The 22,734-nt window shown below is 73.0% G+C and carries 20 protein-coding genes; 16 read left to right on the top strand and 4 right to left on the bottom strand.

The annotated features are described in order from the left end of the window. The first annotated feature begins 30 nt into the window (after positions 1-30). The gene (locus tag AB0M29_RS25655; protein ID WP_365386455.1) at positions 31-903 is read left to right on the top strand and encodes a MurR/RpiR family transcriptional regulator; all 873 of its coding nucleotides are present in this window, start codon (positions 31-33) and stop codon (positions 901-903) included. Positions 904-998: 95 nt separating this feature from the next. Then, positions 999-1,538: a hypothetical protein gene (locus AB0M29_RS25660; RefSeq protein ID WP_365386458.1), complete on the top strand. Its 540-nt coding sequence runs from the start codon at positions 999-1,001 to the stop codon at positions 1,536-1,538. Positions 1,539-1,553: 15 nt separating this feature from the next. Here the strand turns inward: AB0M29_RS25660 and AB0M29_RS25665 are convergent, their stop codons facing one another. Next, entirely contained in the window at positions 1,554-2,888 is a 1,335-nt protein-coding gene (locus AB0M29_RS25665; RefSeq protein ID WP_365386460.1) for a diaminopimelate decarboxylase, read from the bottom strand. A 144-nt stretch (positions 2,889-3,032) separates the two neighbouring features. Between AB0M29_RS25665 and hutU the strand changes: the two genes are divergently transcribed. The 4 genes from hutU to hutI all read left to right on the top strand — a co-directional run bounded on the left by hutU (position 3,033) and on the right by hutI (position 8,548). After that, positions 3,033-4,697, top strand: a complete 1,665-nt coding sequence (gene hutU / locus AB0M29_RS25670) for a urocanate hydratase (RefSeq protein WP_365386462.1) — start codon at positions 3,033-3,035, stop codon at positions 4,695-4,697. Positions 4,698-4,759: 62 nt separating this feature from the next. Then, positions 4,760-5,947, top strand: coding sequence for an allantoate amidohydrolase (locus AB0M29_RS25675; RefSeq protein ID WP_365386583.1), 1,188 nt, complete (start codon positions 4,760-4,762; stop codon positions 5,945-5,947). Beyond that, positions 5,944-7,281 (top strand): formimidoylglutamate deiminase, encoded by a 1,338-nt coding sequence (locus AB0M29_RS25680; protein ID WP_365386464.1) that lies wholly within the window; start codon positions 5,944-5,946, stop codon positions 7,279-7,281. The genes AB0M29_RS25675 and AB0M29_RS25680 overlap by 4 nt, the downstream gene beginning before the upstream one ends. A gap of 52 nt (positions 7,282-7,333) precedes the next feature. Continuing rightward, complete coding sequence (hutI, locus tag AB0M29_RS25685) at positions 7,334-8,548, top strand: imidazolonepropionase (RefSeq protein ID WP_365386466.1); 1,215 nt, start codon at positions 7,334-7,336, stop codon at positions 8,546-8,548. Here the strand turns inward: hutI and AB0M29_RS25690 are convergent. Next, entirely contained in the window at positions 8,513-9,391 is an 879-nt protein-coding gene (locus AB0M29_RS25690) for an RNA polymerase sigma factor SigF (RefSeq protein ID WP_365386467.1), read from the bottom strand. The two genes, hutI and AB0M29_RS25690, sit on opposite strands and share 36 nt — an antisense overlap. A gap of 199 nt (positions 9,392-9,590) precedes the next feature. Between AB0M29_RS25690 and AB0M29_RS25695 the strand changes: the two genes are divergently transcribed. The 7 genes from AB0M29_RS25695 (at position 9,591) to AB0M29_RS25725 (ending at position 16,926) form a co-directional block, all read left to right on the top strand. Then, positions 9,591-9,959: an STAS domain-containing protein gene (locus AB0M29_RS25695; RefSeq protein ID WP_365386470.1), complete on the top strand. Its 369-nt coding sequence runs from the start codon at positions 9,591-9,593 to the stop codon at positions 9,957-9,959. A gap of 141 nt (positions 9,960-10,100) precedes the next feature. After that, positions 10,101-10,604: an ATP-binding protein gene (locus AB0M29_RS25700; protein ID WP_365386473.1), complete on the top strand. Its 504-nt coding sequence runs from the start codon at positions 10,101-10,103 to the stop codon at positions 10,602-10,604. 371 nt (positions 10,605-10,975) lie between these two features. Next, positions 10,976-11,665 carry a peptidase gene (locus AB0M29_RS25705; RefSeq protein WP_365386475.1) on the top strand — a complete coding sequence of 230 codons (690 nt, stop codon included), beginning with the start codon at positions 10,976-10,978 and terminating at the stop codon, positions 11,663-11,665. Between the two features lie 122 nt (positions 11,666-11,787). After that, positions 11,788-13,122, top strand: a complete 1,335-nt coding sequence (locus AB0M29_RS25710) for a beta-xylosidase (RefSeq protein ID WP_365386476.1) — start codon at positions 11,788-11,790, stop codon at positions 13,120-13,122. A 39-nt stretch (positions 13,123-13,161) separates the two neighbouring features. Next, positions 13,162-14,235: a DUF916 domain-containing protein gene (locus AB0M29_RS25715; RefSeq protein WP_365386478.1), complete on the top strand. Its 1,074-nt coding sequence runs from the start codon at positions 13,162-13,164 to the stop codon at positions 14,233-14,235. Positions 14,236-14,425: 190 nt separating this feature from the next. Next, entirely contained in the window at positions 14,426-15,592 is a 1,167-nt protein-coding gene (locus tag AB0M29_RS25720) for a neocarzinostatin apoprotein domain-containing protein (protein ID WP_365386480.1), read from the top strand. After that, the gene (locus tag AB0M29_RS25725) at positions 15,589-16,926 is read left to right on the top strand and encodes a hypothetical protein (RefSeq protein ID WP_365386482.1); all 1,338 of its coding nucleotides are present in this window, start codon (positions 15,589-15,591) and stop codon (positions 16,924-16,926) included. The genes AB0M29_RS25720 and AB0M29_RS25725 overlap by 4 nt, the downstream gene beginning before the upstream one ends. Positions 16,927-16,957: 31 nt before the next feature. Here AB0M29_RS25725 and AB0M29_RS25730 read toward each other — a convergent pair whose 3' ends face one another. Next, the gene (locus AB0M29_RS25730) at positions 16,958-18,367 is read right to left on the bottom strand and encodes a PLP-dependent aminotransferase family protein (RefSeq protein ID WP_365386485.1); all 1,410 of its coding nucleotides are present in this window, start codon (positions 18,365-18,367) and stop codon (positions 16,958-16,960) included. A 152-nt stretch (positions 18,368-18,519) separates the two neighbouring features. Between AB0M29_RS25730 and AB0M29_RS25735 the strand changes: the two genes are divergently transcribed. After that, positions 18,520-19,014: a carboxymuconolactone decarboxylase family protein gene (locus AB0M29_RS25735; RefSeq protein WP_365386488.1), complete on the top strand. Its 495-nt coding sequence runs from the start codon at positions 18,520-18,522 to the stop codon at positions 19,012-19,014. Between the two features lie 55 nt (positions 19,015-19,069). Here AB0M29_RS25735 and AB0M29_RS25740 read toward each other — a convergent pair whose 3' ends face one another. Beyond that, positions 19,070-20,602, bottom strand: a complete 1,533-nt coding sequence (locus AB0M29_RS25740) for an oligopeptide:H+ symporter (RefSeq protein ID WP_365386491.1) — start codon at positions 20,600-20,602, stop codon at positions 19,070-19,072. Positions 20,603-20,775: 173 nt separating this feature from the next. Here AB0M29_RS25740 and AB0M29_RS25745 point away from each other — a divergent pair, with 173 nt between their 5' ends. Together AB0M29_RS25745 and AB0M29_RS25750 are read left to right on the top strand one after the other, a co-directional pair. After that, on the top strand, positions 20,776-21,450 hold the full coding sequence (locus AB0M29_RS25745; RefSeq protein ID WP_365386493.1) for a response regulator transcription factor: 675 nt from the start codon (positions 20,776-20,778) through the stop codon (positions 21,448-21,450). A gap of 12 nt (positions 21,451-21,462) precedes the next feature. Beyond that, positions 21,463-22,731, top strand: a complete 1,269-nt coding sequence (locus AB0M29_RS25750; protein ID WP_365386496.1) for an ATP-binding protein — start codon at positions 21,463-21,465, stop codon at positions 22,729-22,731. Positions 22,732-22,734 lie beyond the last annotated feature (3 nt).

The raw sequence follows: 22,734 nt of genomic DNA on the forward strand, positions 1-22,734 counted from the left end.
TGGGCGAGGGAAGGGCGGGCTGGGACGGCGATGGACAGCGACGCGGCGCAGGCGGGAGCGCAGGACGCGGCCGGGGGTGCCTCGGCACGCCTGCTGAAGCTCTTCGAGGCGCACCGGCTCACCCCGACCCAGCGGCGGATCGCGCACTGCCTGGTCCGCAAGGCCGCCGAGGCGCCCTTCCTGTCCAGCGTCGAGGTGGCGGAACTCGCGGGGGTCAGCCAGCCGTCCGTCACCCGGTTCGCCGTCGCGCTCGGCTTCGACGGGTACCCGGCGCTCCGCCGCCATCTGCGCGAGGTCGCGCCGCCGTCCGGTGCGCCGGACGGCTCGGCGTACAACGAGTACCAGCAGGCGGTGCACGCCGAGATCGAGAATCTGCGGCACCTCTCGGCGCTGCTCGGGGACACCGGTCCGGTGAGCCGGGCGGGCGCCGTGCTCGCCGCGTCCCGCCCGCTGCCGGTGCTCGGGCTGCGCGCGGCCGGCGCCCAGGCCCGCGGCTTCGCGTACTTCGCCGCCAAGGTCCACCCGGACGTGCGGCTGCTCGACGAGGGCGGCACGATGCTCGCCGACCGGATCGACGCGGCGGTACGGGCGGGAGCGAGCGCCCTGCTCTGCTTCGCGCTGCCGCGGCACCCGCGCGAGGTGGTCGACGCGCTGGCCTACGCCCGGCAGTCGGGGCTGACCGTGGTCACCGTCGCCGACAGCGCCTTCGCGCCGGTCGCCGCGCACACCGACCTGCTGCTGCCCGCCGCCGTCGGCACCGGCCTGGCCTTCGACACCGCCTGCGCCCCGATGCTGCTCGGCCGGGTGCTGCTGGAGTCCATGTGCGACGACCTGCCGGACGCCCAGGCCCGCCTGGAGGAGTTCGACACCAACGCGGCGGCGCGGGGCGTGTTCGTCGACTGACGGCGTCTTAACGAAAATCTGAGAATCGCTGAGTACCCTCCCCAGCACTTACCGGGTGATGCCGTGCGAAGGGCGCGGTGGGGAGGAGACACGACGTGGTGCGCGGGGCCTACACATTGGCGCGGGTGGCGGTGACGGTGCGCGCGGCGGCGTGCTGGCTGTGGTGGCTGGGGCTGCTCGCCGCCGTCCCGGGGACGGCCGTCACCTTCAGTCCGACCGGACGGCGGATCGGCGTCATGGCGGGCGCCGCGCTCTTCCTCGTCTGCGCGGTGGTCGCCTGCCTGACCGGGAGTGCCCGGTACGGCGAGCGCGCCGCCGCGGCCGCCCGGGCGCCCAAGTCCGTCCACCTCCAGGACCGCCGGGTCACCTCCCGGGCCTGGCTGCGCCGCCGCAGGTGGTGGCTGGCGCTGCTCTTCGCCGTCGCCGCCGGTTCCTCGGCCCTGCTGCCCTGCGCGGTGGGCATGGCGGTCGCGGGCACCGGCGCGGGCCTGTGGGTGAAGTCCCGCCGCCTGGCCCGTATCGAACGCGCCCAGGACGCCCTGCTGTGGGTACGCCCCGACGGCGACCCGTCCGCCTACGAACTCACCGGCATCGCCGCGGGCGACGCCTCCCCGGGCGGCGGCCCGCGCCGCTGAGGCGCTCCGGAGCGCTTACGCCCGGCGCAGCGGGGGGAGGCCGCCGCCGCTCTCCGCGATCAGGTCCTGGGCGCTCTGCGGGGTGCGGACCGGGGCGAAGGTGACCGTGCCGTCGGGGACGACGGTGTAGGCGTAGACGCCGGGGCGGGGGAGGGAGTTGTAGGCGAAGTGGTTGGAGAAGTAGTAGGCGCCGGTGTCCAGTAGGGCCACGTGGTCGCCGGGTTCCAGGAGCGGCAGGGGGCGGGCCTGGGCGACCAGGTCGCCCGCGAAGCAGCACGGGCCCGCCACGTCCTGGACCACCGGGTCGCCGGTCTTCTCGCGGCCCTTGGCGTCGAGCGCGAGCACCCGGAGCGGCCAGGCGTCGGGCACGAAGACCGTACGGGTGGCGATCTGCGCTCCCGCGTGGGTGACCGCGATCGCCCGCCCGCCCGCGGACTTGGCGTACTCGACGCGGGCCAGCACCGAGCCGTTCTTGGCCAGCAGGGAGCGGCCGAACTCGGTGACGATGCCGTAGCGCCCGTCGAACAGGCCCGGCACCTCGGCGCGCAGCACCCGCGCGTAGTCGGCGAAGGACGGCGAGGTCTCGTCGGAGCCGAAGTCGACCGGCAGCCCGCCGCCGATGTCCAGCACGTCGACCTGCTGCCGTCCGGCCTCGGCGTTGATCCGCTCGGCCAGCTCGTACGCGGCCCGTACGCCCGCCGCCATCAGCTCCAGCGGCACGCCCTGCGAACCGGTGTGGGTGTGCAGCCGGGTGAGCCAGGGCCGCTCGGCGTACGCGCGCAGCACCCACTCCTCGGCGCCCGGGTCGCGCAGCGCGACGCCGAACTTCGAGGTGGCGGTCGCGGTGCTCATCGCGTCGATGGAACCGCCGCCGACCTGCGGGTTGACCCGCAGTCCCACCGTCGCGGAGACGGTGCCCGCGCCGCCGCGGACGCCGACCAGCTCGTCGATCCTGGCCAGTTCCTGCGGGTTGTCGGCGTTGACGGCGATGCCCAGCGCGAGCGCCTCGCGCAGTTCCGCGACGGTCTTGGCGGGCGAGTCGAGCACCGTCATGGCGGCCGGGATGCCCGCGGCGCGGGCGAGCGCGAGCTCGCCGGGGCTGGCGACCTCCGCGCCGATGCCGCACTCGCCGAGCAGCCCGAGGACCGGGACCAGCGCGGCGGCCTTGACGGCGAAGGTGTGGGTGACCGCCACGCCCGGAGTGGCGAAGGCCGCGTGCAGCGCGGTGGCCGACTGGGCGATCCCGGCGGCGTCCAGCAGCCCGGCGACCGGCTCCGCCTCGCCGACCAGCCCCTGCTCCACCGCCGCACGCAGCGCGTGCCCCCGCCGTACCGCCAGATCTTCCGTCATGGCGGCCATCCCACCACCTCCGGTCCGAGAGCCGCCACCCGGGCCTTGTTGACTAGAGCTATTCAGCCGGACAGGATGTGAATGGATGAATCCATGACGGCATCGCCGCCAGACGGCATCGCCAGGAGACGAGGAGGCCGACCGATGACGGGACCGAGGCCGGTACGCGCGCCGCGCGGCACCGAACTGAGTGCTCAGGGATGGCAGCAGGAAGCCGCGCTGCGCATGCTGCAGAACAACCTCGACCCCGAGGTCGCCGAGCACCCCGACAAGCTGGTCGTCTACGGCGGCACCGGCAAGGCGGCCCGCGACTGGAACTCCTTCGACGCGATGGTGCGCACCCTGCGCGGCCTGAAGCAGGACGAGACGATGCTCGTCCAGTCCGGCCGCCCGGTCGGCGTCATGCAGACCCACGAATGGGCGCCGCGGGTCCTGATCGCCAACTCCAACCTGGTCGGCGACTGGGCGAACTGGGAGGAGTTCCGCCGCCTGGAGGCGCTGGGCCTCACCATGTACGGCCAGATGACCGCCGGTTCGTGGATCTACATCGGCACCCAGGGCATCCTCCAGGGCACCTACGAGACCTTCGCCGCCGTCGCCGAGAAGCGCTTCGGCGGCACCCTCGCCGGCACCATCACGCTGACCGCCGGGCTCGGCGGCATGGGCGGCGCGCAGCCGCTCGCGGTGACCATGAACAACGGCGTCGCGATCTGCATCGACGTCGACCCGCGCGCCATCGACCGCCGTATCGAGCACCGCTACCTCGACGTGAAGGCCGACAACCTGCGGCACGCGATGCAGCTGGCCGTCGAGGCGCGCGACGCCCGCAGGCCGCTCTCCATCGGCCTGCTCGGCAACGCGGCCGAGCTGCTCCCGCAGATGCTGGCCGAGGGCGCCCCCATCGACATCGTGACCGACCAGACCTCGGCCCACGACCCGCTCATGTACCTCCCCCTCGGCGTCGACTTCGACGAGATGGCCTCCTACGCGGCGAAGGACCCGGCGGGCTTCACCACCCGGGCCCGTGAGTCGATGGCCAAGCACGTCGAGGCGATGGTCGGCTTCCAGGACGCGGGCGCCGAGGTCTTCGACTACGGCAACTCCATCCGCGGTGAGGCCCAACTCGCCGGGTACGAGCGCGCCTTCGCCTTCCCCGGCTTCGTCCCGGCCTACATCAGGCCGCTGTTCTGCGAGGGCAAGGGCCCGTTCCGCTGGGCCGCGCTGTCCGGCGACGCCTCGGACATCCACAAGACGGACAAGGCGATCCTCGACCTCTTCCCGGAGAACGAGTCGCTCGCCCGCTGGATCAAGATGGCCGGTGAGCGGGTCCACTTCCAGGGCCTCCCGGCGCGCATCTGCTGGCTCGGCTACGGCGAGCGCGACCGCGCGGGCGAGCGCTTCAACGAGATGGTCGCCGACGGCACCCTCAAGGCGCCCGTCGTCATCGGCCGCGACCACCTGGACTGCGGATCGGTGGCGTCCCCGTACCGCGAGACCGAGGCCATGCTCGACGGCTCCGACGCGATCGCCGACTGGCCGCTGCTCAACGCCATGGTCAACGTCGCCTCCGGCGCCTCCTGGGTCTCGATCCACCACGGCGGCGGTGTCGGCATCGGCCGCTCCATCCACGCCGGGCAGGTCACCGTCGCCGACGGCACCGCGCTCGCCGGGGAGAAGATCCGCCGCGTGCTGACCAACGACCCGGGCATGGGCGTCATCCGGCACGTCGACGCGGGCTACGACCGCGCCGACGAGGTGGCCGCCGAGCGCGGTGTCCGGGTGCCGATGCGCGAGGACGGTACGGCGTGACGGGCGATCCCACGGCGGCACCGGCCGCGGCCGCCCGCCCGCAGGGACCGTCGTTCCACACGATGTGGCGCGACCTGCTGCCGGTCGGCCGCGACCCGGAGTCCGGCGGCTACCGCAGGTTCGCCTGGTCCGGCGCCGACGCGGACTGCCGCGACTGGTTCCGCGAGCAGGCCGAGACCCGCGGGCTGACCTACGAGGTGGACCGCAACGGCAACCAGTGGGCCTGGCTCGGCGACCCGCTCGCCGGGGACGCGGTCGTCACCGGCTCGCACCTGGACTCGGTGCCGGACGGCGGCGCCTTCGACGGGCCGCTCGGCGTGGTGTCCTCCTTCGCCGCCCTCGACGAGCTGCGCGGCCGCGGGGCGGCCCCGCGGCGGCCGCTGGGCATCGTCAACTTCGGCGACGAGGAGGGCGCCCGCTTCGGCGTGGCCTGCACCGGGTCACGGCTCGCCGCCGGGCGGATGACCCCCGAGCAGGCCCGCGCCCTGCGCGACGCCGACGGGGTCAGCCTCGCGCAGGCGATGGAGCGCGCCGGATACGACCCGGACACCCTCGGGCCCGACCCGGAGCGGCTGGGGCGCATCGGCGCCTTCGTGGAACTCCACGTCGAACAGGGCCGTGCGCTGGACCTGTCCGGCGACGCGGTCGGTGTCGCCTCCGCCATCTGGCCGCACGGCCGCTGGCGCTTCGACTTCCACGGCGAGGCCAACCACGCGGGCACCACCCGGCTCGACGACCGCCGTGACCCGATGCTCACCTACGCCAACACGGTGCTGGCCGCCCGCAAGAAGGCCCGCCTCGCCGGGGCGCTGGCCACCTTCGGCAAGGTCAGCGTGGAGCCGAACGGCGTCAACGCCATCGCCTCCCTGGTCCGCGGCTGGCTGGACTCCCGCGCCGCCGACGAGGAGACGCTTCGAGAACTCGTCGCCGCGATCGAGCAGGCGGCACAGGAGCGCGGCGCCCGCGACGGCGTCGACGTCCAGGTGGTCCGCGAGTCCTTCACCCCGGTCGTGGAGTTCGCCCACGACCTGCGCGACCGGCTCGCGGAACTGCTCGGCGGCGCACCCGTCCTGCCGACAGGTGCGGGACACGACGCCGGAATCCTCTCCGGAGACGTTCCGACCGCCATGCTGTTCGTACGCAACCCCACCGGCGTCTCGCACTCACCGGCCGAAGCGGCCGCAGAGGACGACTGCCTCACCGGAGTGACCGCGCTGGCCGACGTTCTGGAAGGACTCGCGTGCAGGTGACGTACTGGCTGGAGCAGGCCTGGCTCGGCGACCATGTCGAGCCGGGCGTCCTCCTGACCGTCGCGGACGAACGCATCACCGAAGCCACCACCGGCGTCGGCGCCCCGCCCCCGGGCGCCGTGGCGCTGCGCGGCCTGACCCTGCCGGGCCTGGCCAACGCCCACAGCCATGCCTTCCACCGGGCCCTGCGCGGCACCGTGCAGGTCGGCACCGGCACGTTCTGGACCTGGCGCGAGACGATGTACGGCATCGCGCACCAGCTCACCCCCGACACGTACTTCGACCTCGCGCGGGCCGTGTACGCCGAGATGGCGCTGACGGGCATCACGGCCGTCGGCGAGTTCCACTACCTGCACCACCAGCCGGGCGGCCAGCCGTACGACAATCCCAACGCGATGGGCGAGGCGCTGATCGCGGCCGCGGCCGAGGCGGGCATCCGGATCACCCTGCTGGACACCGCCTATCTGCACGGCGGGCTGACCCGGGACGGCTACCGCCCGCTGGAGGGCGCGCAGCTGCGCTTCGGCGACCGCACCGCCGACCGCTGGTACGACCGCTGGACGCAGCTCAAGGGCGGCGGGCACGCGGTGATCGGCGCGGCGCTGCACTCGCTGCGGGCGTTCTCCGACCGGGACGGCCTGGCGGCCTTCGCCGAGCGGACGCAGAGCGTGCCGACGCACATCCACCTGTCGGAGCAGCCCGCCGAGAACGTCGCCAGCCTGGCCGTCTACGGCCGCACCCCCGCCCGGGTGCTCGCCGACTCCGGCTTCTGGCGGACCAACACCACCGCGGTGCACGCCACCCACCTGACGGGCGAGGACATCAGCCTGATCAGCGGTGCCCGCAGCACGGTGTGCATGTGCCCCACCACCGAACGGGACCTCGCCGACGGCATCGGCCCCGCGCCGCAACTGGCCGCCGCCGGAAGCCCGTTGAGCCTGGGCAGCGACAGCCACGCCGTGATCGACCTGTTCGAGGAGGCGCGGGCGATGGAGCTGGACGAGCGGCTGCGCACCCGCACCCGCGGCCACTGGACGGCGGCCGCCCTGCTGCGCGCCGCCACCGCGGACGGCCACGCCTGCCTCGGCTGGTCCGACGCGGGCAGGCTGGAGCCCGGCGCCCTCGCCGACTTCACCACCATCGCGCTGGACTCCGTACGCACCGCGGGGGCGCTGCCCCGGCTGGCCGCGGAGACCGCCGTCTTCGCGGCGACCGGCGCGGACGTGCGGCACACCGTGGTCGCCGGACGGCACATCGTCCGCGACGGCCACCACCAGCTCGTCGACGACGTGCCCGGGGCGCTGGCCGCGGCGATCGCGGCCGTCCGCGGCTGACCGCCGCACCTGACCGACGCAAGCGACACACGGAAATGAGTAGGCGAATCCGATGACGACCCGTACCAGTACGGTCATCACCCACATCGGCACTCTGGTCACCAACGACGGCGACGCAGCGGGCGGTTCCCCCGGTGACCCGCTCGGCGTCGTCGAGGACGCGGCCGTCGTCATCGAGGGCGACCGGGTCGTCTGGGTCGGCGCCGCGGGCAAGGAGCCCGCGACCGACGCCCGGTACGACGCCGGGGGCCGCGCGCTGCTGCCGGGATTCGTCGACTCCCACTCGCACCTGGTGTTCGCCGGGGACAGGACCCAGGAGTTCCACGCCCGGATGTCGGGCCGCCCGTACTCCGCGGGCGGCATCCGCACCACGGTCGCCGCCACCCGCGCCGCCACCGACGCCGAGCTGTCCGCGAACGTCGCCCGCTACCTGGGCGAGGCCCTGCGGCAGGGCACCACCACGCTGGAGACGAAGTCCGGCTACGGGCTCACCACGCACGACGAGGCGCGCAGCCTGCGGATAGCGGGCGAGCACACCGACGAGGTGACGTATCTGGGCGCCCATGTGGTGGCGCCCGAGTTCGCCGACGACCCGGCGGCCTACGTCGAGCTGGTCACCGGCGAGATGCTGGACGCCTGCGCGCCCCACGCCCGCTGGATCGACGTGTTCTGCGAGCGGGGCGCCTTCGACGGCGACCAGGCGCGCGCGGTGCTCAGCGCGGGCGCCGCCCGCGGCCTGATCCCGCGGGTGCACGCCAACCAGCTCTCCCACGGCCCCGGTGTGCGGCTCGCCGTCGAGCTGGACGCGGCCTCCGCCGACCACTGCACCCACCTCACGGACGCCGACGTGGACGCGCTGGCGAGCGCGCCCGCCACCGTCGCCACCCTGCTGCCGGGCGCCGAGTTCTCCACCCGCGCGGTCTACCCGGACGCGCGCAGGCTGCTGGACGCGGGCGCCACGGTCGCGCTGTCCACCGACTGCAACCCGGGCTCGTCCTTCACCAGCTCGATGGCCTTCTGCGTGGCCGTCGCGGTACGCGACATGGGGATGACCCCGGACGAGGCCGTGTACGCGGCCACCTACGGCGGCGCGCGGGCGCTGCGGCGTACCGACATCGGCCGGATCTCACCGGGCGCCCGCGCGGACCTGCACCTGCTCGACGCGCCGAGCCATGTCCACCTCGCCTACCGTCCGGGAGTCCCGCTGACGGCGGCGGTGTGGCGGGGCGGGCTACTCCTCGACGGTCAGGCCGCGGCGCAGCCGTGACAGCGTGCGGCTCAGCAGCCGCGAGACGTGCATCTGGGAGATGCCCAGCTCCTCGCCGATCTCGGACTGGGTGAGGTTGCCGACGAAGCGGAGCGACAGGATCTGCCGGTCACGCGGTGCGAGACCGGCGATCAGCGGCTTGAGCGACTCCACGTACTCGACGCCCTCGAGGTCCTGGTCGTCGTAGCCGATCCGGTCGGCGAGCGCGCCCTCCGGGTCGTCCTCGGCGGGCTGGGCGTCCAGCGAGGTCGCGGTGTACGCGTTGCTGGCCGCCATCCCCTCGATGATCTCGTGCTCGGGCAGCTTCAGCCGCTCGGCCAGCTCCGCCACGGTCGGGGCGCGGTCCAGCTTCTGGGCCAGCTCGTCCCCCGCCTTGGCGAGGTCGAGGCGCAGCTCCTGCAGCCGCCGGGGCACCCGGACGGACCAGCTGGTGTCGCGGAAGAACCGCTTGATCTCGCCGACGATGGTCGGCATCGCGAAGGTCGGGAACTCCACCCCGCGGCTCAGCTCGAACCGGTCGATCGCCTTGATCAGGCCGATCGTGCCGACCTGGACGATGTCCTCCATCGGCTCGCTGCGGGTACGGAACCTCGACGCGGCGAACTTGACCAGCGCCAGGTTCAGCTCGACCAGGGTGTTGCGCACGTACGAGTACTCGGGGGTGCCTTCCTCCAGCGACTGGAGCCGGGCGAAGAGCGTCTTGGACAGGGCGCGCGCGTCGACCGCTCCCACCGTGTCGAACGGCGGGATGTCCGGCAGCCCTTCCAGGCCCGCGGGACCCTCGCTCTCGTCCCGTACACCGATATCTACCCGCGCATGATCCACGCCGAGCCGGGGTGACATGTGCTCTCCCTCTCTTGCGACGGTTGGCCGTGCCGAAGCCGTACCTCTACCCCTACCCCTATTCGCTCGGATGCCGCAACTTCCCGGCCAGTCGTACATCAGGGCATTTCAGACGCCCTGAAGGGAGCTGACTACCGCCCCACCTGCGAAGCGCGTAGGGTCGGGAGGTGCGTCAGCAAGGATTCACAGAGGAGCGCACATGGACCGCGAACTGGTCGGTACGGCCGACCTGGGCAGGTTGCGTGTCGAAGTTCGACGCCAGGGCCAATCCGCGGTCTTCGCCCCGGCGGGAGAGCTGGACCACCACACCGCCGACCTGCTCAGCGAGCCGCTCGACGCGGCCGTGGACGACGGCGTCAGCCGGCTGGTGATCGACTGCTCCGAGCTGGAGTTCTGTGACTCCACAGGGCTGAACGTGCTGCTCAGTGCCCGGCTGCGAGCCGAGTCCGCGGGGGGCGGCGTACACCTGGCCGCGATGCGGCCCACGGTCGCCAGGGTCTTCGAGATCACCGGCGCGGACGCCGTTTTCACCGTCCACGCCACTCTTGACCAGGCACTCCAGGAGTAACGGGGTGCGCACGGGGGTCATGGGGTGTGAGTGGCGGTTTCCTACCGCACGATGTTTGGTGGTTTCCCGGACGTGTTCCCGGAGATCGACCGGGCAGAAGACTGACGGACGACTGTTGGACATCCGTGAGGTGAGGCGCTGATGAGCACCACCCGGCCCTACGCCGCGGACGACCGCGGCTCGGAGGCGGGGGACGGCGATATGTCCGACACGGGGGAGACCGTAAGCGGCGGGGGACAGACCGTGCGGTCGCTCACGCTGTCGGGCGAGAGCGGCATAGTGCCGATGGCCCGCGACTTCACCCGGCAGGCGCTGCGGGACTGGGGCTGGCTGCCCGCGGCCACCGCGGACCGCCGGGCGGCGGCCGAGGACGTGCTGCTGGTCGTCTCGGAACTGGTCACCAACGCCTGTCTGCACGCCGGCGGCCCCGAGGAGCTGCGGCTGCACCGCAACCAGAAGTCGCTGCGGCTCGAAGTCATCGACAACGGCACCGGTGAACCGGCCCCCCGGACCCCGCACCGCGCGGGCCGCCCCGGCGGCCACGGCATGTTCATCGTCCAGCGGCTCTGCCTGGACTGGGGCGTCATCCGCGACAGCGACCACCCCGGCAAAACGGTCTGGGCCGAACTCGCCGCCCCCGCCTGACGCCGCGCTCCCGCTGGGGTTTGTGGGCTGCTTCGGCCGCGTCGGCCTGTCAGCTCCTGCGGCTGCGGCTCAGCAGCCGCACCAGCCTCTGGCTGTATTCGCTGCGGCCCGGCAGTCGCCTGCTCGGCCCTCGACCCGGGCCGTCCTTGCGGCCTGATGTCCGCGTCCGCTGCGGCCCGGTAGCCGCTCCTGTCCGATCGGGCGCCGACGGCCGCCGCCGCTCGTCGTACGGGCACGCGGCCGTCCCTCGTCCGCCGCGCCGCGAAGCGCTTCGCTTCTCTTCCTTCTCCACGGTCACCGGCGTACCCTCAGGCGCCAAATCTGATGTGCCGTCAGTTCTGCCCGTGCGGGTGGCGGAGGGAGTTGGGCCGATGCGAAGGATCAGTGCGGTTTCGCTGGGGGCGGTGGTGGCGACGGCGGGGGCGGTGGTGCTCAGCGGCGCGCCGCCCGCGCAGGCGGCCACCGTGAACGTCAGCTACCACTGCGCCACACCGATCGGGCCCAAGAGCGCCGTCTCGCCGATCGACATCACGGCCACGCCGAGCGGCTCGTCGTACCACCTGACGATGACGTTCCAGAAGGGCGTCTCGTCCAGTCCGATCGAGCTGGGCAAGGGGGCGATGAAGCCGCACGCCACGATCCTGCTCGGCGGCGCCGAGCACGGCTCGGTCACCGTGACCGGCTCGTCCAACCCGGCGCCGATCCCGGCCAACACCCCGATCAAGATCACCGACCTGTCGGGTACGTACACGCCCAAGGCCAGTGGCCAGGTCACCTTCACCCCGGGTGTGCTCACCATCGTGGCGCTGGCCACCACCACGACCTGCACCGCCAGCCCCAAGCCGGGACCCTCCCTGACGCTCACGGTCAAGGCCGCCGGTGGCGGCGGGAGTGGCGGGGCCACGAGCGGAGGCAGTGGTACCGGTGGCGGCAACGACAACCTGGCCCAGACCGGCTCCGGCGACGGGGTGCTCGCGCTCGGCACGCTCGGCGGCACGGTGCTGCTGGTCGGAGCCGGTGGCGCGCTCTGGCTGACCCGCCGGGCCGGACACCGTATCTGACGGGCCGTCAAAAACAGTCGACCACCGCCATTGACTTCTCTTGATCGCCCGGCCTCAATGACGACCGTCGGCGCGCAGACACATCACGGTACTGCGCCATATATGTGGATCAAGGGGACGAAATGATCGCTGTTTCACGAAGATCGGCTTTAGTGGGGCGACGGCTCGCAGCCGTCGTGGGGGCCGCGGCGCTCGCCGTCGGCGGGGGCACGCTGCTCGCGGCGCCCGCGCACGCCAGCACACCGGTGAACTTCGCCACGCACTGCATACCGCCCGCGGTGGCGGGGCTGCCGCCCATCGACGGCACCTCCACCGCCTCGATCACGGTGGACAACACCACGCCGAACGTCGGCGACACCGTCCACGTCACGTACACACTCAGCCAGGCGGCGGCGAGCAACCCGACCGACATCGCGCTGCCCGCCGACGTGGTCACGCCGCACGCGGTCGTGGTGCTCGGCGGCGCGCAGACCGGCACGATCGCGGTGACCGGGCCCAAGAGCAACCCGCCGCTCCCCGGCAAGGGCGCCTTCCCGCCGCTGGTCATGACGGGCAGCTTCGTGGCCGGGTCCGCCGGGGCGATCACCCTGTCGCCCGGTGACTACACCATCCACACCAGCTACGTGCTGGAGCTGGACACCGTCTGCACGGTGACTAACCCGCCCGCGCCGGTCTCCGAGACCGTCACCGCGGGCAGCTCCGTACCGGTCAACAACCGTGCCATCGCGCTCGGTTCGACCTCGGGCGACCCGGGCGCCGGTGTCACGGTGACCGGCAGCCACTTCACGGCGGGTGCCACCGTCACCCTCGCGGGCCGCTCGGGCGCCAACCAGACGGCCGACAAGGCCACGGCCACCGCCGACGCCTCCGGCGGCTTCTCGGCCACGCTCACGGTCAACGACAAGACGACCACCGGCATCGTGGCCTACGAGGGCGCCTCGTACGACCCCGCGACCGCCGCGGGGCCCGCCGGCTACACGGTCAACGACAACACCCCGGTGCCGCCCGGCGCGCAGAAGCTCACCGCGTCGGTCAGCCCCGGATCGCTGTCGATGACCCAGGCCGGGGACGCCGTCACCATGACCGCGGTCGACTTCGGCGACGGCGGCAACTCCACCGGGGCGCTCCAGACCGTCACCGTCAAGGACTACCGCGGCGGCGCCACCGGTTGGTCGCTCACCGGCAAGGTCAGCGACTTCACCGGTCCCGGCGGCACGAAGATCAGCGCGGACAAGCTCAGTTGGACCCCCGCCTGCGCGACCGCGCAGGGCAGCCCCAGCACGTGCGCCGCGGGCACCGCGGGCCCGGTCGGCTCCACGGGAGCCACCCTGGCCTCCGCGCCCGACTCCACCGCGACCGGCGGCCAGTTCACCGTCGACGCCCAGCTCTCACTGGACGTGGCGCGGTTCAGCTCCGCCGGAAACTACTCCGGAGTCTTGACCCTGACCCTGACCTGACGCACAGTCAGATATCGCCGACCGAGGGAGATGACGAGGATGCCACCGGCCCGATCTGGTCGTACGGCGTACGCGAGCCCGCGCACCATCGCCGCGCTCGCACTGCTCGGCCTCGCCACTCTCCTCGGTCCGGCCGCAGGCCCGGCCGCCGCCGCGGACAACGGCCGCTGGTCGGTCTTCCCCGCCCCGGCGGCCGGAGCGGCCGACAAGAGCGCCACCGGCCAGGAGCGGCAGTTCTTCACGCTCCAGGCCGACCCCGGCACCACCGTCAAGGACAAGGTGTCGGTCTCCAACCTCTCCAACGACCCGATGACCTTCCAGGTGTACGGCGCCGACGCGTACAACACCCCGCGCGACGGCGGCTTCGCCGTACGAGGTCCCGACGAGACCAATCGCGACGTCGGTTCCTGGATCCGGCTCGCGAAGAACACGCTCACCGTGCCCGCCCGCACCCGGGCCGACATCCCCTTCACCCTCACCGTCCCGGCCGGCGCCTCACCCGGGGACCACCCCGGCGCGATCGTCGCGCTCGACACGCAGACCGAGAAGGGCTCGGGCAGTGTGGCCGTCGGCGTCCGCCGCGCGGTCGGCGCCCGCGTCTACCTGCGGGTCGGCGGGCCGAGCCTGGCCGCCCTGTCCGTCGAGCACGTCACCGTCTCGCACGGCAGCCCCTGGCTGCCCGGCACCGGCGGCACCGCCGCCACCATCCACTACACGCTGGTCAACCGCGGCAATGTGACGCTCTCACCGCGGCTGGCCGTCAGGGCCACCGGGCTGTTCGGCCGCACCCTGCTCAACCGGGCCGCCCGCGACCTGCCGTTGGAGCTGCTGCCCGGCCAGCAGGTCAGCCTCACCGAGAAGTGGGCGGGCGCCCCGGCGCTCGACCGCGTGACCGTCCACCTGACGGTCACCACCGCCGCCGGCGGCGTCCACGAGAGCGCCGCCGCCTCCTACCTCGCCGCCCCCTGGCTCGCGGTCGGCCTCGTCGTCGCGGGGCTCGCGGCGCTGCTCGGCTGGTACGTCCTGCGCCGCCGCCGGCGCGCCCGCCCGGCTCGGGAGACCGCCGAGGAGCCGGAGACCGAAGTCATCGGCGCGGCGGCGAGCGGGAGTTGAGGCGCGCGTGAACGGCACCACCCGACAGGCGCTGCCGCCGGCGCGGGCAAAGGCACCGGTCCCGGCACAGGCCGCGGCCCCGACGACGGCCCGGGTACAGACACCGCGACCGGCTCGGGCTTCCGCGCGGGCATCCGCGACCGCCTTTCGGCGGCTGGTGCGGCTCGCGTACGCCGTGGGCGGTTGCCTCGTGCTGCTCGTGGCGCCGCTGGCCGCCGCGGTCCCGGCCGCAGCCGCCGCCACCCCCACGGTGGCGGCCGCGCCCGCCGCGGCCCGGCCCGGCGGGACCGTCACCGTCACCGGGGCCGGCTGGAAGCCCGGCACCCTGCTGGCGATCCTGCTGTGCGGACAGAACGCGATCGGCGGCACCAACGCGTGCGCCAACGCCACCGGGCGGGCCGCCACCACCGACAGCGCGGGCAGGTTCAGCCGCCAACTGCCGGTCGCCGCGCCGCCGAAGCCGTGCCCGTGCGTGATCCACGTGTCCACGGTGACCGGCGAACAGCTCACCGTGGACGCCCCGTTCACCGTCACCGGCCACCCCGTGGCGCCGCTGCCCGCTCAGACCGGCACCGGGCGGATCGCCGTACTCACCGCGCGGCTGCGCGGCGGCAGCGGGCTGCTCACCTGGTTCGGCGCGCCCGCCAAGCGGACTTTGGAGTTCACCGTCGGCAACCTGGGCTCCGCACCCGTCAAGGACCCGTTCTTCGACATCGGCACCGCGCACGGCGTCTACGGCCCGCAGTGGGACCGGCGGCAGTGGCACGGCACGGTCGCCCCGGGCGGCGAGGCGAAGATCGCCTTCCCCGTCGAACTCAGCTCGGGCGCGCACGGCGGCTACACCGTACGGCTGCGCTACGGCGGCCGGCAGCTCGTCAGCGAGCCGTGGTCGGTCGGGCGGCCCTGGGGCGTCACGCTCTTCTGGATCCTGCTCTTCCTGGTGGTCCCAGCCGCGGTCTTCCGCGTCGGGATGCTGGTGGTGGACCGCCTGCGGCCGCGGGCGCCGCGGGCGCCGGAGCCCGGGGGGAGCGGGGCGCGCGGGAGCGCGGGCGGGCACCGGCGCGGCCGGGCCGCCGCCTGGCACCCGGCGGCTCTGCGGGCGTACCTGCCGTCGCGTGCCCCGGGGGGAGCGCCGGGGGAATCGGCTGCGCCGCGCAGCGGATTCCTCGGGCAATTGTCTGCGCCGCGCAGACGACTCGCGCCGCGACCCCATCCGCAGCAGCCGCCACCACCGGCCGCCGCACCCCTCGCCGAGGCCGTCGAGACGCTGCCCTGGTTCACCCATGACGCCCTGCCCGCCCTTCGTACGTCCGCACCGGACCACGACGAACGCCCACCCTCGAAAGGAAGCTCGTGACGCTACGACGAACCGCATCCGCGGCCGGTGTGGCCCTGCTGCTCGGTGGTGGCTCGGTGCTGATCGCCTCGGGCCACGCCCAGGCAGCCGAGTCCGACTTCGCGACGCAGTGCATCCCCCCGTCCGCCTCCGGCCTCCCGCCGATCAACGGGACCACCAAGGCGGACATCACCGCGCCCGCCACCGCCAAGGTCGGCGACAAGATCACCGTGACCTGGAAGACCGTCCAGGCGGCCTCCAAGAACCCGAACATCATCGATCTGCCCGCCGACAAGGTGCAGCCTTCGGGGAAGATCACCGTCAGCGGCGCGCAGACCGGCACCCTCGACGTCCAGGGGCCGCGCAAGAACCCGGCGATTCCCAAGAACAGCGAGATGAAGCTCTCCGACATGACGGGGACGCTCACCCTCACCAAGGCGGGCAACGTCACCCTCTCCCCGGGCGCCTACAACATCAACGTCAGCTACCCGATCTCCACCGACACCTCCTGCAAGCCCACCGCCACCGTCCCGCCCGCCGTCACGATCAAGGTCACCGACGGCACGGGCGGCACATCGGGTGGCACCTCGGGAGGCACCTCCGGCGGTTCGGCCAGCGGCGGTACGACGTCGGGCGGTACGACCTCCGGCGGTACGACCGGCGGCAGCACGGGCGGCGGCAGCGGCGGTGACCCCGTCGGGACCGTGCACAAGGGCACGTCGGTGGCCGTCCCCTACGCCTGCAAGACGCTGATCGGCGACAAGTCGGCCACCTCCAAGGTGGAGATCGACGCGACCAAGGCGACCAGCGGCTACGACGTCACCGTGAAGTTCGGCAACAGCGTCATGGACAGCCCGTCCCCGATCAGCAAGGGCATGATCACGCCGAGCATCACCGTCCTGCTCGGCGGCGCGAAGTCCGCCTCCGTGACGTTCACCGGGTCGCCGAACAGCACGGCGTTCGCGCAGAACGCGCCGATCACCATCGACGACATCAAGGGCCGCCTCGTACCGGCGCTGACCGGCAAGATGACGCTCAGTCCCGGTGTCCTCGTCATCAAGCTGACCCAGGGCGGCACCGCGGTCGCCACCTGTACGCCCACCAAGGCCGCGCCCGTCTCGCTCACCCTCGACGTCACCGCGGCGCCGGGCGGCGGCACCACCGGCTCGACCACCACCTCCGGCGGCAGCACCGGCGCGACGACGACGTCCGGCGGCGCGACCGGCGGCGGCCTCGCCGAGACCGGCGCCGACGGCAACGGGTCGCTCCAGGCGCTCGGTTACGTCGCCGCGTCCGTCCTCCTGCTGGGAGCGGCCGTCCTCACCTTCACCCCGTGGCGCCGCCTGCGCCGCTGACCGGGACCCGGCCCGGGACGCGGACCGTGCGTCAGTCGGTGCCCAGCACCCGGGCCAGGATGTCGAGGGCGCGGGGATAGGCGCCCTCACCCGGTGTGCCGTAGCCGACGATCAGCCCTTCGGGGCGGTCGTCGGCCGCGGTGTGCCAGTGGTCGCTGAAGGAGCCCAGGGCCAGGCCCTGCCGTGCCGCCCAGCGCAGCACGTCGGCCTCGGCGGGACCGTCCTCGGGGAGTCCGACCAGGGCCTGCAGTCCCGCGGCGACCCCGCGCAGCGGGAACTCCTCCGCGGCGGCCAGCCGTGACACCAGCAGGTCGCGGCGGCGCCGGTAGCGCAGCCTGCAGGCGCGTACATGCCGGTCGTAGGCGTGGCCGGTGATCAGGTCGGCGAGCGTCAACTGGCCCACGGCGCCGGTGTGGAAGTCGGTGTAGAGCTTCGCCTCGCTGACCGGCTCGACCCACTGCGGCGGCAGCACCATCCAGCCGAGCCGCAGCGCCGGGCCGAGCGTCTTGGACGCGGTGCCCACATAGACGACCTGGTCGGGGGCCATGCCCTGCAGAGCGCCCACCGGCTGCCGGTCGTAGCGGAACTCGCCGTCGTAGTCGTCCTCGACGATCAGCCCACCGGTCTCGCGGGCCCACGCGGTCAGCGCGAGGCGGCGGGAGGGGTGCAGGGCGACGCCGGTCGGGTACTGGTGGGCCGGGGTCACCACCACCGCGTCGGCCCGCGTCCCGCCACCGCCGTCCCCGGGACCGGCCAGCGCCTCGGCACGGGCGCCCAACTCGTCGGTGGGCAGCGGGACGACGACGCCGCCGTTCCTGCGCACCACCTCGCGGTGGAAGGGCAGCCCGGGGTCCTCCATCGCGAACACCGGGGGAGCGCCCCGCCCGGCCACGCCGACCAGCAGCGACAGCGCCTGCACATAGCCGGAGGTGATGACGATCCGCTCCGGGTCGGCGAGCACCCCGCGGGCCCTGCCCAGATACTCGGCCAGCGCCGTCCGCAGCTCGATCCGGCCGCGCGGGTCGCCGTAGTCGAAGGCCCCGGACGCCGCGGCGGACAGCGCGCGGCGGCTGGAGCGCAGCCAGGCCGAGGTGGGGAAGGTCGTGACGTCGGGGCTGCCGGGGCGCAGGTCGTAGCGGGGGGTACGGGTCTCCCGGCCGCCCGTCGCGGTCTTCCGCCGTGGCGCCGGGCGGTCGGCCACCACCGTGCCGGAGCCCTGCCGGGCGGTGAGATAGCCCTCGGCGGTCAGCTGGTCGTAGGCGGCCTTGACGGTGCCGCGGGACAGCCCGGTCTCGGCGGCCAGCTTCCGGGTGGAGGGCAGCCGGGTGCGCGGCGCGAGCCGCCCGGAGCGCACGGCGTCCCGCAGCGCGCGCTCCAGCGCCACCCGGCGCCCGCCGCTGCCGCCGGAGCCGTCGGTCCCCAGGTCGAGGTGGAGATCCACGCCGGACCCGGGCCCGGAACCGGCTTCCGATCCGGGCTCGCTTCCGGGCTCGCTCCCGGCTTCCGGCTCCGGATCCATGGGCGAAGTGGGCCAAGATTCAGCCATGAAACTGGATCTTATCGCGGATCCATTCGCCGCGTAGATTCACTGTCATGACAACAGAGACCGCACAGACCGCCCAGCCCCAGACCCCCGAGTACGTCGTCCCCACCGTCCGCCTCGCGGTCGACGACCTGGCGCCGCACATCACCCGCGCCATGAACTCGCTCGACGCCGCCGCCCGCAAGGTCAGCCTTGAACCTCCGCTGCTGGAGCTGGTCAGAGCCCGCGCCTCGCAGCTCAACGGCTGCGCGTACTGCGTGGACACCCACTCCAAGGACGCCCGGGACGGCGGGGAGAGCGAGCGCCGCCTCTACGCGCTGCCGGTGTGGCGCGAGACGCCGTTCTTCACCGCCCGCGAGCGGGCCGCGCTGGAACTGACCGAGGCCGTCACCCGGCTCACCGACGGCCACGTCAGCGACGAGGTCTTCGACCGCGCCGCGGCGCAGTTCGGCGAGACGGAGCTGGCCGAGCTGATCTGGGCGATCACCGTGATCAACGCCTGGAACCGGCTGGGCGCCACCGCCCGCCCGTGGCCCCTCACCTGAGCGGGGGGCGGGCGGCGCGGCGGCGCCTGGTCCCGGCAGCCTCACATGGGCGGCGTCAGCGCACGTCGCCCATGAGGGCCACGATCCGGCCGCGGAACATCCAGATCGCGTAGCCGGCGATACAGGCCAGCACCGCTTCCAGCGCCACCATCCCCGTACCGTTCAGGTCCACGCCCGCCAGCGAGAGCAGGCTGGTGGTGCAGTCGCCCGCGGTGACCGCGAGGAACCACACGCCCATCATCTGGCTGCCGTACTTGGCGGGCGCCATCTTGGTGGTCACCGACAGGCCGACGGGGGACAGGCACAGCTCGCCCACGGTCTGGATCATGTAGATGGTGACCAGCCACATCGGGCTGACCTTGGTGCCGCCCGAGGCCAGCGCCATGGGCACGACGAAGACGAAGAAGGACGCGCCGATCAGGAACAGGCCCATGGCGAACTTCACCGTGGTGCTGGGTTCCTGGTTGCGCCGGGCCAGCCAGGTCCAGCCCCAGGCGATGACCGGGGCGAGCGCCATCACCCACAGCGGGTTCACCGACTGGTACCAGGACGACGGGAAGTGGACGCCCAGCAGGCTGCCGCTGGCCTTCGTGTCACCGAAGATCGACATGGTCGAGCCGCCCTGGTCGTAGATCATCCAGAAGACGGCGGCGGCCACGAAGAACCAGATGTAGCCGCTCATCTTGGACTGCTCGGCGGCCGACAGCTCCCGGTCGCGCTTGATCCGCACCAGGACGCCGACCGGGATGACCAGGCCGATGACGGTGATGGGGACCAGCGCCCAGTTCAGCGTGTAGGCGCCGCTGATGACGACCACCGCGTAGAAGAAGGCGGCGGCGGTCAGCCACCAGGCCGCCTTGCGCAGCACCGAGGTGCGCTCCGCCGGGGTCAGCGGCTTGGGCACGACGCTGCTGCGGGCGCTCAGGTGGCGGGTGCCGAGCAGGAACTGGAACAGGCCGAGCGCCATGCCGGCCGCGGCCAGCGCGAAGCCCAGGTGCCAGCTGTAGTTCTGGCCGACGGTGCCGATCACCAGGGGCGCGGCGAAGGCGCCGATGTTGATGCCCATGTAGAAGACGGTGAACCCGCCGTCCCTGCGCGGGTCGTCGGGGCCGTCGTAGAGGTGGCCGACCATCGTCGAGATGTTCGCCTTGAGCAGCCCGGAGCCGAGCGCGACCAGGCCGAGACCGGCGAAGAACGGGGCCTGCCCCGGCAGCGCCAGGGTGAGGTGCCCGGCCATGATGATCAGCGCCGCGATCGTCACGGTCTTGCGCGGGCCCCAGACGCGGTCGCCGAACCAGCCGCCCGGCATCGCCAGCAGGTACACCATCGCCAGGTAGATCGAGTAGATCGCGGTCGAGGTGGCCGCCGTCATCGCCAGGCCGCCGCCCTGCGAGCCCTTGCCCGCGGCCGGACCGCCGGCGATCAGGTAGAGCGGCAGCAGCGCGCGCATCCCGTAGAAGCTGAAACGCTCCCACATCTCGGTCATGAAGAGGGTGGCCAGACCACGGGGGTGGCCGAAGAACGTGCCGCCGCCGGGGCCGGAGCCGCGTGCGGGCGTGACGGTGTCCTTCGTCAGGCTGGTCGCCATGGATCAAGGTCCTTTTGTGGGGGATTCGCACTCGGTGACACTGGAGCGCGCTTAAAGGAATTTGATTACCTTATGGCAGCGTGACATGTGGTATATGGGCACTTGAGACGTGTCTCACAAGCCTCTCCGCACCACCCCATCGCGCCTGTCCCGTGCGGACTACCATCAAGCCCATGACCCGCGTACTTCTCGCCGAGGACGACGCATCCATCTCGGAACCACTCGCGCGCGCCTTGCGCCGTGAGGGGTACGAGGTCGAGGTGCGCGAGGACGGACCCACCGCTCTGGAGACGGCGCTGCTCGGCGCCGTCGACCTGGTGGTGCTCGACCTGGGACTGCCCGGCATGGACGGCCTGGACGTGTGCCGCCGGATCCGTACGGAGGGGCACACCTTCCCGGTGCTGGTGCTGACCGCCCGTGCCGACGAGGTGGACACCGTCGTCGGCCTGGACGCCGGCGCCGACGACTACGTCACCAAGCCGTTCCGGCTGGCCGAACTGCTGGCCCGGGTGCGGGCGCTGCTGCGGCGCGGCACCACCGAGCCCGCCCAGCCCGCCACCCACGGCGTCCGGATCGACGTGGAGTCGCACCGCGCGTGGATGGGTGACGAGGAACTCCAGCTCACCGCTAAGGAGTTCGACCTGCTGCGGGTCCTGGTACGGGACGCGGGCCGGGTCGTCACCCGCGAGCAGCTCATGCGCGAGGTGTGGGACACCACCTGGTGGTCCTCCACCAAGACGCTGGACATGCACATCTCCTGGCTGCGCAAGAAGCTCGGTGACGACGCCGCCAACCCCCGGTACATCTCGACCGTGCGCGGCGTGGGCTTCCGGTTCGAGAAGAACTGACACGCTGCCTCCATGCGCCGCCGTCTCATCTCGTCCACGCTCGCCGTCGTGCTCGTCGTCATCGCCGTCTTCGGGATCTCCCTGGTCATCGTGGAGACCCGGACGATCGAGAACAGCGCGCAGGAGAGCGTCGACTCGGAGGCGGTACGGCTGGTCGGCATCGTGGAGAACCGCATCCTGGCGGGGGAGAGCATCGACCAGAAGGGGCTCGACCGGCAGATCGCCGAGGACCGGTACGCGGTCGTCAGCGTGCCGGGCAAGCCCGACGTCAGCCTCGGGGTGAAGCCCCGGGGCAAGGTCATCTCCTCCCGGCAGAACGGTGACCAGGGCGAGCAGGTCCTGGTCGAGGAACCGCGGTCCAAGGTCAGCCAGGAGATCGGCCGCACCCTGCTGGTGATCCTGGCCGTCGCGCTGCTCGCGGTGCTGGCCGCCGTGGCCCTCGCGGTACGGCAGGCCAGACGGCTGGCCAGCCCGCTCACCGACCTCGCCGAGACCGCGGAGCGCCTCGGCTCCGGCGACCCGCGCCCGCGGCACCGCCGCTACGGCGTCCCCGAACTGGACCGGATCGCGGACGTGCTGGACGCCAGCGCCGAGCGGATCGGCCGGATGCTCACCGCCGAGCGGCGGCTCGCCGCCGACGCCTCCCACCAGCTGCGCACCCCGCTCACCGCGCTGTCCATGCGGCTGGAGGAGATCGTGGCCACCGCCGACAACCAGGACGCGGTCAAGGAGGAGGCCACCATCGCGCTGAGCCAGGTCGAACGGCTCACCGACGTGGTGCAGCGGCTGCTGACCAACGCCCGCGACCCGCGGTCCGGCTCCGCCGTCGACTTCGACGTCGACGAGGTCATCAAGCAGCAGCTGGAGGAGTGGCGCCCGGCGTACCGCAACGAGGGCCGCACCATAGTGCTCTCCGGCGCCAGGGGGCTGCGCGCGGTCGGCACCCCGGGGGCCGTCGCCCAGGTGCTGGCCACCCTCATCGAGAACGCGCTGATGCACGGCGCCGGCACCGTCACCCTGCACACCAGGACCACCGGCAACCAGGCGGTCGTGGAGGTCACGGACGACGGCAGGGGAGTGCCGCCCGACCTGGGCGCACGGGTCTTCGAGCGGACGGTGAGCGGCCGCAACTCCACCGGCCTCGGTCTCGCGGTCGCCCGCGACCTGGCCGAGGCGGACGGCGGGCGGCTCGAACTGCTCCAGCACCGTCCGCCGGTCTTCGCGCTCTTCCTGGCCCGGGAGATCCAGCCCCCGCCGCCGCGCGAGAAAGTCGTCAAATAAGCA

The organism is Streptomyces sp. NPDC051976, from assembly GCF_040680795.1.
Classification (GTDB): domain Bacteria; phylum Actinomycetota; class Actinomycetes; order Streptomycetales; family Streptomycetaceae; genus Actinacidiphila.

What these genes read in the sequence shown, in the direction of transcription:
- AB0M29_RS25655 (WP_365386455.1), top strand. Translation starts at nt 31, where the DNA reads ATGGACAGCGACGCGGCGCAGGCGGGAGCGCAGGACGCGGCCGGGGGT.
- AB0M29_RS25665 (WP_365386460.1), bottom strand. Translation starts at nt 2,888, where the DNA reads ATGACGGAAGATCTGGCGGTACGGCGGGGGCACGCGCTGCGTGCGGCG.
- hutU (WP_365386462.1), top strand. Translation starts at nt 3,033, where the DNA reads ATGACGGGACCGAGGCCGGTACGCGCGCCGCGCGGCACCGAACTGAGT.
- AB0M29_RS25675 (WP_365386583.1), top strand. Translation starts at nt 4,760, where the DNA reads ATGTGGCGCGACCTGCTGCCGGTCGGCCGCGACCCGGAGTCCGGCGGC.
- hutI (WP_365386466.1), top strand. Translation starts at nt 7,334, where the DNA reads ATGACGACCCGTACCAGTACGGTCATCACCCACATCGGCACTCTGGTC.
- AB0M29_RS25690 (WP_365386467.1), bottom strand. Translation starts at nt 9,391, where the DNA reads ATGTCACCCCGGCTCGGCGTGGATCATGCGCGGGTAGATATCGGTGTA.
- AB0M29_RS25695 (WP_365386470.1), top strand. Translation starts at nt 9,591, where the DNA reads ATGGACCGCGAACTGGTCGGTACGGCCGACCTGGGCAGGTTGCGTGTC.
- AB0M29_RS25700 (WP_365386473.1), top strand. Translation starts at nt 10,101, where the DNA reads ATGAGCACCACCCGGCCCTACGCCGCGGACGACCGCGGCTCGGAGGCG.
- AB0M29_RS25705 (WP_365386475.1), top strand. Translation starts at nt 10,976, where the DNA reads ATGCGAAGGATCAGTGCGGTTTCGCTGGGGGCGGTGGTGGCGACGGCG.
- AB0M29_RS25710 (WP_365386476.1), top strand. Translation starts at nt 11,788, where the DNA reads ATGATCGCTGTTTCACGAAGATCGGCTTTAGTGGGGCGACGGCTCGCA.
- AB0M29_RS25715 (WP_365386478.1), top strand. Translation starts at nt 13,162, where the DNA reads ATGCCACCGGCCCGATCTGGTCGTACGGCGTACGCGAGCCCGCGCACC.
- AB0M29_RS25735 (WP_365386488.1), top strand. Translation starts at nt 18,520, where the DNA reads ATGACAACAGAGACCGCACAGACCGCCCAGCCCCAGACCCCCGAGTAC.
- AB0M29_RS25740 (WP_365386491.1), bottom strand. Translation starts at nt 20,602, where the DNA reads ATGGCGACCAGCCTGACGAAGGACACCGTCACGCCCGCACGCGGCTCC.
- AB0M29_RS25745 (WP_365386493.1), top strand. Translation starts at nt 20,776, where the DNA reads ATGACCCGCGTACTTCTCGCCGAGGACGACGCATCCATCTCGGAACCA.
- AB0M29_RS25750 (WP_365386496.1), top strand. Translation starts at nt 21,463, where the DNA reads ATGCGCCGCCGTCTCATCTCGTCCACGCTCGCCGTCGTGCTCGTCGTC.